Here is a 14,556-nt window from a genome sequence, read left to right on the forward strand (position 1 = left end):
TTATTTTGAATGTTTTGGGTGTTTTTCAATTTTATAGTACATAAAAGTAAACAGATAAGAAGTGACATAGACTACCGAAGAGAATGAAGAGATGGAAAATTTCGTGAAACCCTAAGTATTTAGAAGATAGGAAGTTTGGTTTGATTCCATAAATAATACCGCCAACTGTATAAGAAACACCACCAGCAACAAGTAAAAGCAAACCTGTTAAAGAAAGACTGTCTGCTAAAGGAACAACTGCAAAAATGATAATCCAGCCCATCGCGATATAAATCGCAGTAGACAGCCATCTTGGTGAATGAAACCAAACCATTTTAAAGAAAATGCCGCTGAGACCTAGAATAGTGACAAGTGTAAACAAGGTCCAACCGAGTGTTCCCCCGAGCGCAATAAGACAAAAAGGGGCATAAGATCCTGCGATTAAAGCGAAAATCATGGAGTGATCGAGTTTTCGTAAAAAGGCAATAATATAAGGTTGAGAAAGGGCGGAATGGTAAATGGTTGAAGCGCTATATAAAAAGATTAAGCTAATACCAAAAATAGAAACAGCTGCTACGTGTAAGGCAGGTTGTCCGGCATAGGCCGTCTTGATGACCATTGCTAATAAGGCGGCTAAAGACAATAAGGCACCTACTAAATGTGACAAAGCGTTAAATGGTTCTCGGATGTATGTGTTCATATAAAAAGCTCCTCACTTCATGTAGTTATCGAAACTACTTATAAAGATACTCGCATTATGTTTTGGAGTCAAGTTTGGAGAAAAAATGATAATGATGTAAAATAGCGAGTATGAAATACCTCAGGGAGTGTGCGGATATATGGAGAATGCAAATAAACTTATCGATGAAATGGCTTTTCACAATCAAGTTTTACCAGAAGACATTCCGAAAATTGATTTGTATATTGATCAAGTGATTCAGTTGTTTGAATCTAGTTTCGCTGAAACAAAGCGACAGCCAGATGAAAAAATTCTTACGAAAACAATGATTAATAATTACGCAAAAGGCAAGTTGTTTTATCCGATTCAGAATAAAAAGTATAGTCGTGATCACATTATGCTAATCAGTTTGATTTATCAGATGAAAAGCACGTTATCAATCAATGATGTGAAGCGGGTATTAGAAGGTATAAATGAAAGAGCAGAGCAAAAAGAGATTGATCTTGAACAATTCTATCAACACTATCTAAACCTTCAGCAAAATAATATAGAACTTTTTAGAACCGGCTTAACGCAACAAGCAGAAGATGCTGCCGCAAAAATCGCAGATGTTGAGGAATCTGAAGAATTGGAGCGAGTTTTGTTAATTGCATCACTAGTGCATACGAGCAATCTTTACCGGAGAGCCGCAGAGAAACTGGTTGATGAAATGGTGGAAGGGAGCAACTCGTAATGGGGAAAATTTTAATTGATGCAGATGGTTGTCCCGTTGTGTCACAAACAATTGAGTTGGCGAAAGTTTATCAATTGCCGGTGGTTTTAATTTGTGACACTTCTCATGAAATGCATCGAGAGGGTGCAGAGACTATAACGGTATCCAAAGGGGCTGATGCTGTAGATTTCGTTCTTGTAAACCGAGTAAAAAAAGGCGATATAGTGGTCACACAAGACTATGGACTTGCAGCAATGGTACTTGCCAAACGCGGAGTTCCAATCGATCAAAACGGTCGCGTATATTCGGATGAGAACATTGAACAATTGCTTCATGGGCGTCATGTTGCGAAAAAGATTCGCCAAGGCGGGGGTAGGATGAAGGGACCGAAAAAACGACAACCTGAAGATAATGAAAAATTCCAAGCGGCTTTAACTCAATTATTGATACAAGCGAAAGAAAAAGAAGAAATGCCTGGCACATAAAGTCGCCAGGCATTTCTTTTGTTGTTTTAGCGTTTAAATGGTCCAGCGATCATTAATAATCGCGACTAAAATCCACTGTCCGCTAGTGTTTTTCTCGAATACCATACTCAGGCTTTGCCAATCCATTCCATCGTACTGTTCGGTACCTGGATAATGGTATTCAACAATCATCGCTTCGGGATAGAGTTGGTGGATAAACTCATGAGCGGTTGGTTGAGTCGTTCTTCCATACCGATCTTTGTCGGTATAAGTGGCATTCATCAAGTATTGATCATAGTACTCGGCAGGCGTTAAGTTGATTTCAAAACCGCTACCGTCTTCGTATCCCCATAAATAATCATTGGGGTTAGTCATGAAGTTTGGAAGTTGTGCTTTAGTAAAAGTAACACCGCCGTTATCGAGACATCCTCCACTGTACGGACAGAAGGTCAATCCGTCTGCAGAACTTGTATAAGTGGCTACATCAGCAAAGTCCTTTGCTTTTAGCTCCGCTAAAATTTTGTTGGCTGTAGAAAGCAGTTTCTGCTTTTCTGGGATAAACACAGGATCAACGGCGCGAGCCAAAAATGCAGCAAATTGGGCACGAGTTACTGGTGTGTCAGGTCGGAACGTGTTATCTGGATAACCACGTGCAACGCCATAATGAGCGAGTCTAGACACAGCATCAAATGCAAAATGCTTTTTCTTCATATCCTTGAACATATTGTCTGGTGCTGTTGGGAAATAGAAAGCTCTGTCTAGCATAGCGGCAGTCTGACCACGAGTAACCGTCCAATCAGGACGGAAATACTTATTCGGGAAACCAAAAATGATTTCCTTTTCAGCAGCCGAAGCAATGTAACCGGAAAACGGATGACTTGAAGGAACATCTTTAAAGCCGGTAGAGCGAGCTGTGTCGTCTAAATAAATAGCTCGTCCGATCATTGCAATAGCATGGGCACGAGTGACAGGATCATTTGGTCTGAAGGTACCATCAGGATAACCATTAATGATGCCCTCTTCATAAAGGTAGGCAATTTCAAATGCAAATGGGTGGTCGGCATTCACATCATCAAACAAAACGATCGCGTTGGCGGGAGTTAAAAACGAACTGAACATCAGGATGGCAGCTGCAATTAAGGACAAAAAAGTTTTCATATTTATCCCTCCCTATTTGATCTTATTTTACCACAATAAAAGGCATTATGTAACAAATATTTGTTTTAAAAATAATAAAATATTATCTGTTATATGTGTATACGATTGATGATAAAGCTATTTTCTAATAGGCTTCCGAATAAAAAACAAGCCTAGCTAAGCCAGTTTAAAAGGCTCAAAAAGGGTATATAAGAAGGTGTAAGATTATATTTTGGAGGGGTTAGTTAATATGAAAAAATCAACATTGAACACATTAATTGGGAGTGCGCTTGCTGCGGCTTCTGGTATTTTTGTATACCGAGCTTACCAAGAAAAAAATACCGTTCGTGTGGAACCGGATATAGATATGTACAATAGTACTGAAATCGATAATCGTGAAAGTGTCAATGCGTTAGAGGATTCTGCTGAACAAGGCTTATCTCAATTGGATTCTATATACCGCGATGATTGGCAAGCCAATGGATTTCCGCAAACTCATAAAGAAATGCGTGAGCTTGAAGAAAATAAATAAAAGGTAATCGAAGCGAAAGCAAGAGCTCTTTTTGCTTTCGCTTTTACATGCCGAAATTCAAGGCGAAAATAAGGAGGGGAAAAAATATGTGGATTAGAAAGCCGTTTTTTGAATATACAACAGCCATACTGCTGGTTGCCGTTACTTTATTTTTCTTAGGAAAAATTGATTTTGTTTTTGAACCCTTACAGATCATAGTTGCTACGATTTTTGCTCCAGTTTTATTAGGAGGACTTTTTTATTATTTATTGCGACCGTTTGTAAACTTATTGGCACGTTTCGTACCCAAAATTGCAGGAATTGGAATTATTTTTACAATTATAGCGTTAACAGCGATAACTTTACTATACTTTTTTGGACCTGTTATTACGAAACAAGTGGACAGTCTAGCAAACTTGGCTCCGGAAACAGTTGAAGAAGTGACAAAAGAATCGGATCACTTTTTAGCGAACTTTCAATTCGGTGGAGTTACTGGTTCAGAAATTCGTATATGGACTTTAGATTATTTAGAAAATCTTTCAGAAGGTTTACTAACTAATGTCATGGACATTTTAACAACGCTTATGAATATTGTAATTGTGTTAATTGTCGTGCCCTTTGTTTTATTCTTTTTATTGAAGGATGATGACAAGTTTATCCCCCATTTAATAAAATATTTACCAGAAGAGCATAAACTTGAAGGTAAAAAAATATTGAATGATGTTGATCAAACTTTATCTTCTTTTATTCTTGGGCAAGCTTTTGTAGCCGGGGTTGTAGGAACGTTAATGTACATCGGATATCTTATCATTGGGTTAGACTATGCCTTAAGTTTAGCGATTTTTGCGATGTTCTTAATCATTGTGCCGTTTCTAGGTCCACTTATTGGGATTATCCCCGCCCTATTTGTGGCATTGGCAAGTGGAGATATGTGGATGGCAACGAAAGTTATCCTTGTGTTGCTAGTGGTTCAACAACTTGAGGGGAATTTAGTCACACCAAATATTATGGGGAATCGTTTAAACATCCATCCGTTAACAATTATTTTACTGTTAATGATTGCGGGCGCACTTTATGGATTTGTAGGAATTTTAATTGCAATTCCAACTTATGCGGTCTTGAAAACATTAGTTCATAATTTTCGGTTGTTTAATCGATTACGGAAAAAAAGAGAAGTTGCTAGTAAAAAAGTACTTTAACAAGCTCTTTTTTCTGAAAAAGCACCAGTTAATTTTTTTGAAAGGTTCTGAAATTGAGAAAATTATGATATATTAATATTTAGTAAGGAAATGAAAGAAAACAAGGGGGAACTAAAATGAAAAAATGGAGTCTTTTAGCACTACTTATGGCAATGATGATGGTGATTGCTGCTTGTGGATCCGACGATAAAGAAGATGCAACAAATGGGGACGGCGAAAGTGAAGGGAAAACGTACAAGGTAGGAATTGATACAACGTATCCACCTTTCGAGTTTGAAGTAGACGGAGAATATACAGGAATCGATATTGATTTGATCAACGCAATCGCTGAAAATCAGGGCTTTGAAATTGATTTCAGCCCAATGGATTTTGGTGGCATTATTCCAGCTTTGCAAGCAGATCAATTGGATGTCGCGATTGCGGGTATGAGTATTACAGATGAGCGTAAAGCAGTGGTTGATTTCTCTGATCCATACTTTGATGCAGGTTTGTCTCTTGTTGTCGCAGAAGGTAATAGTGAAATTATGTCTTTAGACGACTTAGAAGGCAAAACAGTAGCGGTTAAAAGTGGAACAACGGGTGCTCAATTTGCTCGTGATAACGAAGCAGAATATGGTTACACAGTAGCACAATTTGAAGATAGCCCATCTATGTTCCAAGAAGTTTCAAACGGTAATGCAGCAGTATTGCTAGAAGATTACCCGGTTATTGCATATGCAATTGCTGAAAGTGGACTTGCTTTAGAAACAGTAGGAGACCGTTTAACTGGAGATCAGTACGGAATTGCTGTACTAAAAGGTGAAAACGCAGAAGTTCTTGAGCAAATCAACGCAGGTCTTAAAGAATTGCGTGACAGTGGTCAGTACGATGAAATTTTAGCGAAGTATATTGCAGAATAAAAAATAAATGTAGCGCGCATAAGCGCGCTGCATTTTTTTATTCAAAGGGGATGTAAACATGGATACAATTGTTAATGCCTTTCCCTACTTAATGGAAGGTTTGAAAGTAACTATCTATATATTTGCGATTGCCATCGTACTTGGATTTCTAATCGGTTTAATTATAGCGCTATTTAGATTAGCGCCTTTAAAAATTTTAAATTGGATTGCGAAAATCTTTGTTGATGCGATTCGAGGAACACCGTTTATTGTTCAGTTATTCTTTATCTATTTTGGTTTGAACTCTTTAGCTTTTATTTCTTTGGATAATACAACTGCTGGAATTGTAACAGTGGCGATTAACGCAGGGGCTTACTTCTCAGAAATCATTCGTGCAGGTATTCAGTCGATTGATAAAGGACAGACAGAAGCAGCGCGTTCGCTAGGCTTGAATTCAACACAAAATATGCGCTATATCATATTGCCGCAAGCTTTTAGACGCATGTTACCAACGATTACGAACCAAGCAATTATTTCATTAAAAGATACATCTTTGTTGTCGGTCATTGGTGTGGCAGATTTGACGCAAGAAGGTCGTATTCAGGCCAGCGCCACATTTGATGCTTTCAATGTTTACTTAATCCTAGGAATTATATACTTCGTCGTTATTTACTTGCTCTCTATGCTGGCGAATTATGTAGAAAGGAAGTTTGTATTGCGATGACTATGATTCGAGTAGAAAACTTAAAAAAATCATTCGGCAAGCTGGAAGTTATAAAAGATATGAGTACCATTGTAGAAGAAAAAGAAGTTATTTGTGTCATAGGTCCATCTGGTTCAGGGAAAAGTACATTTTTGCGTTGCTTAAACCGTCTTGAAGAAATTACGGGAGGACATGTTTATATTGAAGGAACGGATATTACGGATCCGAAAATAGACATCAATCAAATTCGTCAAGATGTTGGAATGGTATTTCAGCAGTTTAACTTGTTTCCTCATAAATCGGTTTTGGAAAATATTGTATTAGCACCGATGAAAGTAAAAAAAGGCGATAGAAAAGCCGTGGAGAAAAAGGCTTACGAATTGCTGGACAAAGTTGGACTGCGTGAAAAAGCAAAAGCTTATCCAGGCGAACTTTCTGGTGGTCAAAAGCAACGTGTGGCGATTGCTCGCGCACTTGCAATGGATCCAAAAATCATGCTATTTGATGAACCAACTTCAGCGCTCGACCCAGAGATGGTAGGCGATGTGCTAGATGTTATGAAGCAATTAGCGCGTGAAGGTATGACTATGGTCGTTGTGACACATGAAATGGGATTCGCCGCTGAAATGGGCGACCGTGTGTTGTTTATTGACGGAGGTTATATAGTAGAAGAAAATGTGCCGAAAGAATTGTTTGGCAATCCGCAACATGAGCGGACAAAAGCGTTTTTGAGTAAAGTGTTGTAGAGAAATGCGCCTCTGGGCGTATTTTTTTTTGTGGATTTGGGTGCTTGGACAGTATTTTGGGTGATTTGGACAGTATTCCACTCGAACTCGACAGTATTTCATTCCATTCGGACAGTATTCATCACAAACTCGACAGTATTTCAAAAATATGGAATAAAATATCAAACAAAAAGCCGGACTGGATAAAAATCCAGTCCGGCTAAGTTCAGTCGTTTTTATTCTTCGTCAAAAACGTGAACTTTTGTCATTTTGTCGCCATTGCTCATTGCTTTAGCGATTTCCACTCCTGAAGTCACTTGTCCGAAAACAGTGTGAACGCCGTCAAGGTGCGGTTGTGGTGCGTGAACGATAAAGAATTGGCTTGAACCAGTGTCTTTACCTGCATGCGCCATTGAAAGGCTTCCTGCTTGATGCTTGTGCGGGTTGCCTGCAGTTTCACATTTGATTGTTTTGCCACTTCCGCCAGCACCAGTGCCAGTAGGATCGCCGCCTTGGCTTACGAAGCCAGGAATTACGCGGTGGAATGTTACGTCATTGTAAAAACCTGAGTTTGCAAGGTCCTCAAAGTTTGCAACAGTGTTTGGTGCTTCATTAGGGAAAAGTTCGAATTCGATGATTTCGCCGTTTTCCATGTGGATGTGTCCTTTTTTAGCCATGTTAAAACATCTCCTTTGTAATTAGGTTCATTTTCTAGTATATCGATTTTTGGTGTGGCTGTATAATCATTTGGCACATTACAATGCTTTTAATGATCCACCTTCTACAACGAGCGACTGTCCAGTTAAAAATGAGTTTGCTGAAGAAGCTAAAAAGACAATGATTTTTGCAAATTCTTCAGGCTCTCCGTAGCGTCCAGCAGGAATCTCCGATTTACTTTTTTCAATAATTTCTTCTATTGAAATGCCTTGTTTGTCAGCAGCAATCTGATCGAGTTCAGTAACGCGGTCTGTGGCAAAACGACCAGGACCGACTGTATTGACTAAAATATTATCCCCGGCAACTTCGCGTGCTAACGTTTTCGCAAATCCTACCATCCCTGCACGGAAAGTATTCGACAAAATCAATCCATCAATGACTTCTTTAACGGAAGAAGAGGAGACGTTAATGATCCGTCCAAATTGCTGTTTTTTCATATACGGAAGAACTGCACGAGACGCACGTATATAGCTCAGTAAGTTTTGTTCAAAAGCCTGGTACCAGTCAGCATCTTCGATCGCATCAAATCCTCCCGCTTTTGGTCCGCCTGTGTTGTTAATCAAAACATCAACACGTCCAAATTGATCGACCACAAATTGAAACAAATCAAAGATATCCTGTTCTTTCGAGCCATCGCAAACGTGTGAAAATACTTGTGGATTGCCAGAAGTTGTTTTAATTTCATCTGCAGCCGTATCTAGTGTCTGCTGATTTCGGCTTGAGAGTATGACGATAGCACCTTCTTTAGCAAACTCAAGTGCAGTCGCTTTGCCGAGTCCTTTACTAGAAGCCATCACAACCACTACTTTTTCTTTAATTCCTAAATCCACGTGTCTCACCCTTTCGTATGTATACAAGCTTTAGTTTAAAGATAAGAGACAGAGGATTCAAACTTTTCTTTTTTTAATTTCCGTCATAAGTCCAATGGCGTGAAATAGGGGTAAATATGATAGGATATAGTTACTGATTAGATTAGGAGTGTTATAAATGGAAGAACGCGAAGTTTTTGATATAACGATTATCGGCGGCGGGCCAACTGGCTTGTTTGCTTCCTTTTACGGCGGTATGCGCAAAATGAAAGTTAAAATCATCGACAGTTTGCCACAACTTGGTGGTCAACTGACTGAACTATATCCAGACAAATTTATTTACGATATTGGTGGATTCCCCAAAATATTAGCGAAAGATTTAGTGGACAACTTAGTTCAACAAGCAAAATACGGAGATCCTGAAATTTGTTTAGAAGAATCGGTAACAGCTGCTGAACGTCACGGAGATCATTTTGTGATTCAAACAGACAAAGGTCTTCATTACTCAAAAGCAATTTTGTTAACAGCGGGCGTAGGAGCATTCCAACCACGTAAATTGGCGGTTGAAGGGTGCGAAGCTTTTGAAGGAAAGTCACTTCATTACGGAGTAAAAGATTTAACGGTCTTCAGCGATAAAAAAGTTGTCGTTTTGGGTGGAGGAGATTCAGCCGTTGACTGGTCAATGATGCTTGAAAACGTGGCGTCGCATGTAACATTGAGCCATCGCAGAGAAAAAATGACTGCGCACGAAGCCAACATCGATGTTTTAATGGCATCAAAAGTAGAAGTCAAAAAACCTTTTGGTGTGAAAGAATTAGTTGGAGAAAATGGACAAGTTCGTGAGCTTGTTTTAATCGACAAAGAAGGAAACGAAGAACGTCTTGAAGTCGATCATGTAATTTGCAACTACGGCAACATCACATCTTTAGGCGCTATTAAAGAGTGGGGCCTTGAAATGGATAAAAACTCCGTCATCGTTAACTCTAAAATGGAAACAAGCATTCCGGGCATTTATGCTGCAGGAGATATTTCAACGTATGAAGGAAAAGTTAAGTTGATCGCAGTAGGTTTTGGTGAAGCGCCAACAGCGATTAACAATGCAAAATCTTACTTGGATCCAAAATCAAAAGTTCAACCGTTACACAGTACAAGCGTATTCAAATAATATTGAAAAGTCCGTTGCCAACAATAGGCAGCGGACTTTTTTGATGTTTTCTTGAACTTTAACTAAAGGATCTTGCACTGTTGCAATAATCAAAGCATTTTGAAGCCTTAATGATAGCAGAAGTCTATTCGTCTCTCGTTATCAGTTTTATTACATTTTGTAATAAAGAGAAATTCTGTGTCATCAAATTGTTATGTTCTATCTGTCGTTTTGACATGTTCTCGACATGTCGAGGTGTTATGATCATTCCTGTTAGTGAAAAGGAGGAAATTCAATTTATGAAAAAGCAAATCGTTACACTAACTGCTATTGCAGCATTAAGTGTAGGAGCAGCTACAACAGCTAGCGCTTCATCGTCATATACAGTTCAATCAGGTGATACTCTATGGGGAATTTCGCAAGATAATAATGTATCGGTAGAAAGCTTAAAAGGATGGAACGATCTATCATCAGATCTAATCTTCCCGAACCAAGCACTCGAAATCGATGGTAAAGCAACATCAACGACAACATCAGACAAATCAACATATACAGTAAAATCAGGTGACACATTATTTAAAATCGCAAGTGCTCACGGAATTTCAGTAGATAGCTTAATGAGCTGGAACGGAATTTCTAGCTCTATGATTTATCCAGGTGAAACATTTACTGTTAAAGGTGGAACAGCACAAAAAGCTGAAGCACCAGCACCAGCAAAATCAACTGCACCAACACCTGCACCAGCAAGTGCTCCTGCAGAAAAAGCACCAGCACAAGCTTCAACACAAGCTGGTAAAACGATGACAGTTTCAGCAACAGCGTATACTGCTTATTGTGCAGGGTGTTCTGGAACTACAGCGACAGGCATTGACCTTCGCGCAAATCCAAACCAAAAAGTAATTGCTGTTGATCCTTCTGTTATTCCATTAGGCTCTAAAGTTTGGGTTGAAGGATACGGAGAAGCAATCGCTGGCGATACTGGCGGCGCAATCAAAGGCAACAAAATTGATGTCTTTATCCCAACACAAAGCGAAGCTCTACAATGGGGACGCAAAAATATTACAATTAAAGTTTTAAACTAAAATAATACTGCTACAAAGCCGAGGTGTTCATTCCCTTGGCTCTTTTTTTTGGTCTTTTTTAATCGTTAAGTATTCAGAATAGGGTTTATACAAAGGGATGTTTTTTAATAAGAAGGTTGCATAAATGATTATTGAGGGAGTATAGTGAGTTTATATTCAGAATAATTAATTAAATAAGGAGGTTAGCAAAATGGCGGAAAAAAGTAAAAGTTTTTCACGACGTGACTTCTTAAAAACTTCAGGGATAGCAACAGGTGCTTTAATTGGTGGAGGAATTATTGGTGGCTTAATCGGTGCTAACACGAACAAGCAAGATACCACTACGACTGCTCCAGGTACTTCGGGTGGAAATTCAGGGTCTACTGGTGCAGTAAGAGGTTTGACGTTTTTTAATACAGCTGCAGAATTTGAAATCTTATCACAAGCTACAGAACGAATTTTCCCAGAAGATGACTTAGGACCAGGAGCTATTGGATTAGGAGTTCCTTATTTTATCGATGGACAATTAGCTGGTAGTTACGGAGAAAATTCAAAAGAATACATGCAAGGTCCTTTTTTCGAAGGAGAGCCTACACAAGGATACCAAAGTCGACTTAAGCGTAATGAGATATTTAGACAAGGTATTCAGGTTATGGAACAAGAAGCAAAAAATCGCTTTGATGCCAAGTTCGTTGATTTAAAAGGTGAACAAATGGATGAAATTTTAACGGCGTTGCAAGAAAATGAAATCAAAATGAGAGGTGTAGAATCTCAATTTTTCTTCCGTTTATTAAGACAAGCAACTTTAGAAGGAGCTTATGCGGATCCGATTTATGGAGGGAATGTCAACATGGAAGGTTGGAAAATGAAAGGCTTCCCTGGACATCAGTTAGCATATATTAAAGACATTGAAAGTGAAGACTTTATTAAAATTGAGCCTAAATCTGTAGGAATGAACCATTAAACGAAAAAGGAGGAATCACTATGGTGACAACTTTGGAAAGTGTGGACGTGGTAACGGTGGGTGTCGGATGGACAGGCGGTATTATTGCTGCGGAATGTGCAAAAGAAGGCCTTAAAGTAGTGGGGTTAGAACGTGGTCGCGAGCGTGGTACAGAAGATTTTAGTATGGTTCATGACGAATATCGCTATGCTGTTCGCTATGAATTGATGCAGGATTTATCTAAGGAAACCCTCACGTTTCGTAATAATCGAAAACAGCGCGCTTTGCCAATGCGTCAATTAGGCTCATTTTTGCTAGGTGAAGGTTTAGGTGGATCCGGTACGCATTGGAATGGGCAGACGTGGCGTTTTCTTCCGTATGATTTTGAAATTAAAACAATGACTGATAAAAAATATGGAGCGAATAAACTATCCGCTGATTACACCATACAAGATTGGGGCATTACATACGACGAATTAGAGCCTTATTTTGATCGTTTTGAAAAAACTGTAGGTCTTTCGGGAGAAGATAAAAATCCGTTTTGGGGAAAGCGTTCAAGTGATTTCCCAACACCCCCGATGAAAAAAACGCCAATGTTGCAACGTTTTGAAAAAGCTACATCAAGTTTAGGTTATACGCCGTTTATGATGCCTTCTGCCAATTTATCAGAGGCTTATGAGAATCCAGATGGTCAAAAAATCAATGCTTGTCAGTATTGCGGATTTTGTGAGCGTTTTGGCTGTGAGTATGGAGCAAAAACTTCACCGGAAATCACAGTAGTACCTGCAGCTAAAGCAACAGGGAATTACGAAGTTAAATTTAATGCGAACGTTGTGGAAGTGATGAAAGAAGGCGATAAAGTAACAGGAGTCAGATACTACGACACTGTGACTTTTGAAGAATTTATTCAACCTGCGAATGTTGTTGTACTAACAAGTTACATTATGAATAATGCGAAATTGTTGATGGTTTCCGATATCGGACAGCAGTACGACCCAGAAACAGGTCAAGGAACATTAGGTAAAAACTATGCATATCAAATTCTTCCTGGAGCTTCAGGGTTTTTCGATGAACAAATGAATACCTTTATGGGAGCCGGAGCTTTAGGTATGACGATTGATGATTTTAATGGCGATGCCTTTGATCATGGAGATCTCGATTTTATCCATGGTGCCAGCTTATCTTCGACGCAAACGGGTACTCGTCCAATTTTATCTAATCCAACTCCACCAGGCACTCCATCATGGGGAGCCGACTTTAAACGCGCTTCCATTGAAAACTATACAAGAATACAAGGGGTAGGTGGGCAAGGAGCTTCAATGCCACATAAAGAAAATTTCTTAACACTGGATAATACGTATAAAGATATTTATGGCATTCCTCTATTGCAGTTAAACTATAACTTTACAGATCAGGATCGAGCACTTCATCTTTATATTACTGAAAAAGCGAAAGAAATTTTAAATGAAATGGGTGCAAAAACGGTTGCCGCAGGCGGTGAACTGGGAGATTACGATATTGTACCTTATCAAACAACGCACAATACAGGCGGAACGATTATGGGTGCAGACCCAGAGACTAGCGTAGTCAATAATTTCTTGCAACATTGGGATGCTGAAAATCTATTCGTAGTAGGAGCAGGGAACTTTGCGCATAACGGTGGCTATAACCCAACAGGCACGGTTGGAGCACTTGCGTATCGTTGCGCAGAAGGTGTTATTCGCTATAGTCGTGAAGGCGGCTCACTTGTTTAATAAAGGAGGAGAAAAAAATGGGAGGATTAGCTTCTATAGGTGTACCAGGTTTAATCATTATTTTAGTGATTGTGTTGATCATATTCGGACCTAAAAAACTACCAGAAATTGGTGGGGCAGTCGGAAAAACTTTCTCTGAATTTAAACGTTCAACAAAAGGATTAATGGATGATGATGAGGAAGAAACGGTGAAAAAAGACACAGTTGAAGATAAAGACTTAAAAAAATCTGAGAAACTATGAAGGTGGTTAAATGGATCCGTACGGAGACAAAAAGCTAATAAGTCCGTTGCATAAAAAAGCGGCACAACCAGAAGAGCCTGCGGAAAAGGTTCCGGTGAAAAATCCGGAACCTCCTATTAATGAACCTGAAACACCGCTGCAAGTCGAAACATTGGTGGATCATTTAGGAGAATTACGAAAACAACTCATTAAAAGTGCTGTTGTTTTCTTGTTTTTCTTAGTAGTTGTCTTTTCAACTTTGAATTTTTGGTTCCCTTATATCGTGAAAGGAAACAATTTAGTCATTTTAGGTCCTCTTGAAGTGATTAAGTTTTATACTTCCATATCCGCAACATTAGCTTTAGGATTGTCCTTACCATTTCTAATTCATTTTATATGGAAATTTGTAAAGCCGGGCCTTGAAGAAAAAGAAGCCCGTTTTCTTGGCTTGTATTCACCTGTGATGTTTTTATTATTTATTTTAGGAATTGCTTTTGGATATTTTATTGTAAATCCGTTAAGCTTTCAATTCTTAATTGGTATGGGAATGGCGAACTTTGATGTTATGATTTCAGCAAATGAATACATTCATTTTCTTATCATGACAACTGTACCGCTCGGTCTATTATTTGAAATGCCCATTATCGCTTTGTTTTTATCTTCGATTGGCGTTTTAACTTCAGTTTCGATGAAAAAGGTTAGGAAATGGTCTTACCTTGTATTAGCAGTTGTTTCGGCATTAATTACTCCGCCGGATTTTTTGAGCCAATTGCTCGTATTGATTCCAATGGCAGGACTTTACGAAACGAGTATTTTCATCATCAAAAAAACCGAGCAACGTAAAGAGGCTATCGAAGATACGGTAGTGTAATAAAAGGGGACTGCAAATCGCAGCCCCTTTTATTTGGTGGAAAATTCAG

General features: G+C 38.9%; 17 protein-coding genes. 13 read left to right on the forward strand and 4 right to left on the reverse strand.

All coding sequences use genetic code 11. The annotated features are described in order from the left end of the window. Positions 1-31: 31 nt before the first annotated feature. Complete coding sequence (gene trhA, locus PLANO_RS01485) at positions 32-679, reverse strand: PAQR family membrane homeostasis protein TrhA (protein WP_038702334.1); 648 nt, start codon at positions 677-679, stop codon at positions 32-34. Between the two features lie 139 nt (positions 680-818). On the opposite strand from trhA, the gene PLANO_RS01490 reads away from it, so the two are divergent. Both PLANO_RS01490 and PLANO_RS01495 read left to right on the forward strand, forming a co-directional pair. Then, positions 819-1,391 (forward strand): DUF1836 domain-containing protein, encoded by a 573-nt coding sequence (locus PLANO_RS01490; protein WP_038702336.1) that lies wholly within the window; start codon positions 819-821, stop codon positions 1,389-1,391. Beyond that, entirely contained in the window at positions 1,391-1,855 is a 465-nt protein-coding gene (locus PLANO_RS01495; RefSeq protein WP_038702338.1) for a YaiI/YqxD family protein, read from the forward strand. Before PLANO_RS01490 ends, PLANO_RS01495 begins: the two co-directional genes overlap by 1 nt. Positions 1,856-1,888: 33 nt before the next feature. Here the strand turns inward: PLANO_RS01495 and PLANO_RS01500 are convergent, their stop codons facing one another. After that, complete coding sequence (locus PLANO_RS01500) at positions 1,889-2,953, reverse strand: S-layer homology domain-containing protein (protein ID WP_231554746.1); 1,065 nt, start codon at positions 2,951-2,953, stop codon at positions 1,889-1,891. 268 nt (positions 2,954-3,221) lie between these two features. Here PLANO_RS01500 and PLANO_RS01505 point away from each other — a divergent pair, with 268 nt between their 5' ends. From PLANO_RS01505 to PLANO_RS01525, 5 genes are all read left to right on the forward strand, one after another. Then, positions 3,222-3,503 carry a hypothetical protein gene (locus tag PLANO_RS01505; protein ID WP_038702342.1) on the forward strand — a complete coding sequence of 94 codons (282 nt, stop codon included), beginning with the start codon at positions 3,222-3,224 and terminating at the stop codon, positions 3,501-3,503. A gap of 86 nt (positions 3,504-3,589) precedes the next feature. Then, on the forward strand, positions 3,590-4,681 hold the full coding sequence (locus PLANO_RS01510) for an AI-2E family transporter (RefSeq protein ID WP_038702343.1): 1,092 nt from the start codon (positions 3,590-3,592) through the stop codon (positions 4,679-4,681). 116 nt (positions 4,682-4,797) lie between these two features. Next, complete coding sequence (locus PLANO_RS01515; protein ID WP_038702344.1) at positions 4,798-5,580, forward strand: transporter substrate-binding domain-containing protein; 783 nt, start codon at positions 4,798-4,800, stop codon at positions 5,578-5,580. A 58-nt stretch (positions 5,581-5,638) separates the two neighbouring features. After that, positions 5,639-6,283 carry an amino acid ABC transporter permease gene (locus PLANO_RS01520; RefSeq protein ID WP_038702345.1) on the forward strand — a complete coding sequence of 215 codons (645 nt, stop codon included), beginning with the start codon at positions 5,639-5,641 and terminating at the stop codon, positions 6,281-6,283. Further along, positions 6,280-7,008 (forward strand): amino acid ABC transporter ATP-binding protein, encoded by a 729-nt coding sequence (locus tag PLANO_RS01525; RefSeq protein ID WP_038702347.1) that lies wholly within the window; start codon positions 6,280-6,282, stop codon positions 7,006-7,008. The genes PLANO_RS01520 and PLANO_RS01525 overlap by 4 nt, the downstream gene beginning before the upstream one ends. A gap of 215 nt (positions 7,009-7,223) precedes the next feature. Here the strand turns inward: PLANO_RS01525 and PLANO_RS01530 are convergent, their stop codons facing one another. After that, positions 7,224-7,664: a peptidylprolyl isomerase gene (locus tag PLANO_RS01530; protein ID WP_038702349.1), complete on the reverse strand. Its 441-nt coding sequence runs from the start codon at positions 7,662-7,664 to the stop codon at positions 7,224-7,226. Between the two features lie 78 nt (positions 7,665-7,742). Further along, on the reverse strand, positions 7,743-8,534 hold the full coding sequence (locus tag PLANO_RS01535) for an SDR family oxidoreductase (RefSeq protein WP_038702351.1): 792 nt from the start codon (positions 8,532-8,534) through the stop codon (positions 7,743-7,745). A gap of 157 nt (positions 8,535-8,691) precedes the next feature. Between PLANO_RS01535 and PLANO_RS01540 the strand changes: the two genes are divergently transcribed. From PLANO_RS01540 to tatC, 6 genes are all read left to right on the forward strand, one after another. Beyond that, positions 8,692-9,678 (forward strand): NAD(P)/FAD-dependent oxidoreductase, encoded by a 987-nt coding sequence (locus PLANO_RS01540; protein WP_038702353.1) that lies wholly within the window; start codon positions 8,692-8,694, stop codon positions 9,676-9,678. 278 nt (positions 9,679-9,956) lie between these two features. Further along, on the forward strand, positions 9,957-10,739 hold the full coding sequence (locus PLANO_RS01545) for a 3D domain-containing protein (RefSeq protein WP_038702355.1): 783 nt from the start codon (positions 9,957-9,959) through the stop codon (positions 10,737-10,739). 190 nt (positions 10,740-10,929) lie between these two features. Then, entirely contained in the window at positions 10,930-11,682 is a 753-nt protein-coding gene (locus PLANO_RS01550; RefSeq protein ID WP_038702357.1) for a gluconate 2-dehydrogenase subunit 3 family protein, read from the forward strand. A gap of 20 nt (positions 11,683-11,702) precedes the next feature. Next, positions 11,703-13,415 carry a GMC family oxidoreductase gene (locus PLANO_RS01555; RefSeq protein WP_038702360.1) on the forward strand — a complete coding sequence of 571 codons (1,713 nt, stop codon included), beginning with the start codon at positions 11,703-11,705 and terminating at the stop codon, positions 13,413-13,415. Positions 13,416-13,432: 17 nt separating this feature from the next. After that, on the forward strand, positions 13,433-13,657 hold the full coding sequence (tatA, locus tag PLANO_RS01560; protein ID WP_038702362.1) for a twin-arginine translocase TatA/TatE family subunit: 225 nt from the start codon (positions 13,433-13,435) through the stop codon (positions 13,655-13,657). A 10-nt stretch (positions 13,658-13,667) separates the two neighbouring features. Next, a complete protein-coding gene (tatC, locus tag PLANO_RS01565; RefSeq protein ID WP_038702364.1) occupies positions 13,668-14,507 on the forward strand; it encodes a twin-arginine translocase subunit TatC in 840 nt (279 codons plus the stop codon). Positions 14,508-14,556: the final 49 nt, after the last annotated feature.

Origin of the sequence: Planococcus sp. PAMC 21323 (assembly GCF_000785555.1) — a bacterium.
Classification (GTDB): domain Bacteria; phylum Bacillota; class Bacilli; order Bacillales_A; family Planococcaceae; genus Planococcus.

Bases quoted from the DNA above. Each gene is read 5' to 3' on its own strand.
- PLANO_RS01530 (WP_038702349.1), bottom strand. From the start codon at position 7,664: ATGGCTAAAAAAGGACACATCCACATGGAAAACGGCGAAATCATCGAA.
- PLANO_RS01525 (WP_038702347.1), top strand. From the start codon at position 6,280: ATGACTATGATTCGAGTAGAAAACTTAAAAAAATCATTCGGCAAGCTG.
- PLANO_RS01555 (WP_038702360.1), top strand. From the start codon at position 11,703: ATGGTGACAACTTTGGAAAGTGTGGACGTGGTAACGGTGGGTGTCGGA.
- PLANO_RS01495 (WP_038702338.1), top strand. From the start codon at position 1,391: ATGGGGAAAATTTTAATTGATGCAGATGGTTGTCCCGTTGTGTCACAA.
- PLANO_RS01515 (WP_038702344.1), top strand. From the start codon at position 4,798: ATGAAAAAATGGAGTCTTTTAGCACTACTTATGGCAATGATGATGGTG.
- trhA (WP_038702334.1), bottom strand. From the start codon at position 679: ATGAACACATACATCCGAGAACCATTTAACGCTTTGTCACATTTAGTA.
- PLANO_RS01500 (WP_231554746.1), bottom strand. From the start codon at position 2,953: ATGTTCAGTTCGTTTTTAACTCCCGCCAACGCGATCGTTTTGTTTGAT.
- tatA (WP_038702362.1), top strand. From the start codon at position 13,433: ATGGGAGGATTAGCTTCTATAGGTGTACCAGGTTTAATCATTATTTTA.
- PLANO_RS01510 (WP_038702343.1), top strand. From the start codon at position 3,590: ATGTGGATTAGAAAGCCGTTTTTTGAATATACAACAGCCATACTGCTG.
- PLANO_RS01545 (WP_038702355.1), top strand. From the start codon at position 9,957: ATGAAAAAGCAAATCGTTACACTAACTGCTATTGCAGCATTAAGTGTA.
- PLANO_RS01550 (WP_038702357.1), top strand. From the start codon at position 10,930: ATGGCGGAAAAAAGTAAAAGTTTTTCACGACGTGACTTCTTAAAAACT.
- PLANO_RS01505 (WP_038702342.1), top strand. From the start codon at position 3,222: ATGAAAAAATCAACATTGAACACATTAATTGGGAGTGCGCTTGCTGCG.
- PLANO_RS01540 (WP_038702353.1), top strand. From the start codon at position 8,692: ATGGAAGAACGCGAAGTTTTTGATATAACGATTATCGGCGGCGGGCCA.
- PLANO_RS01490 (WP_038702336.1), top strand. From the start codon at position 819: ATGGAGAATGCAAATAAACTTATCGATGAAATGGCTTTTCACAATCAA.
- PLANO_RS01520 (WP_038702345.1), top strand. From the start codon at position 5,639: ATGGATACAATTGTTAATGCCTTTCCCTACTTAATGGAAGGTTTGAAA.
- tatC (WP_038702364.1), top strand. From the start codon at position 13,668: ATGGATCCGTACGGAGACAAAAAGCTAATAAGTCCGTTGCATAAAAAA.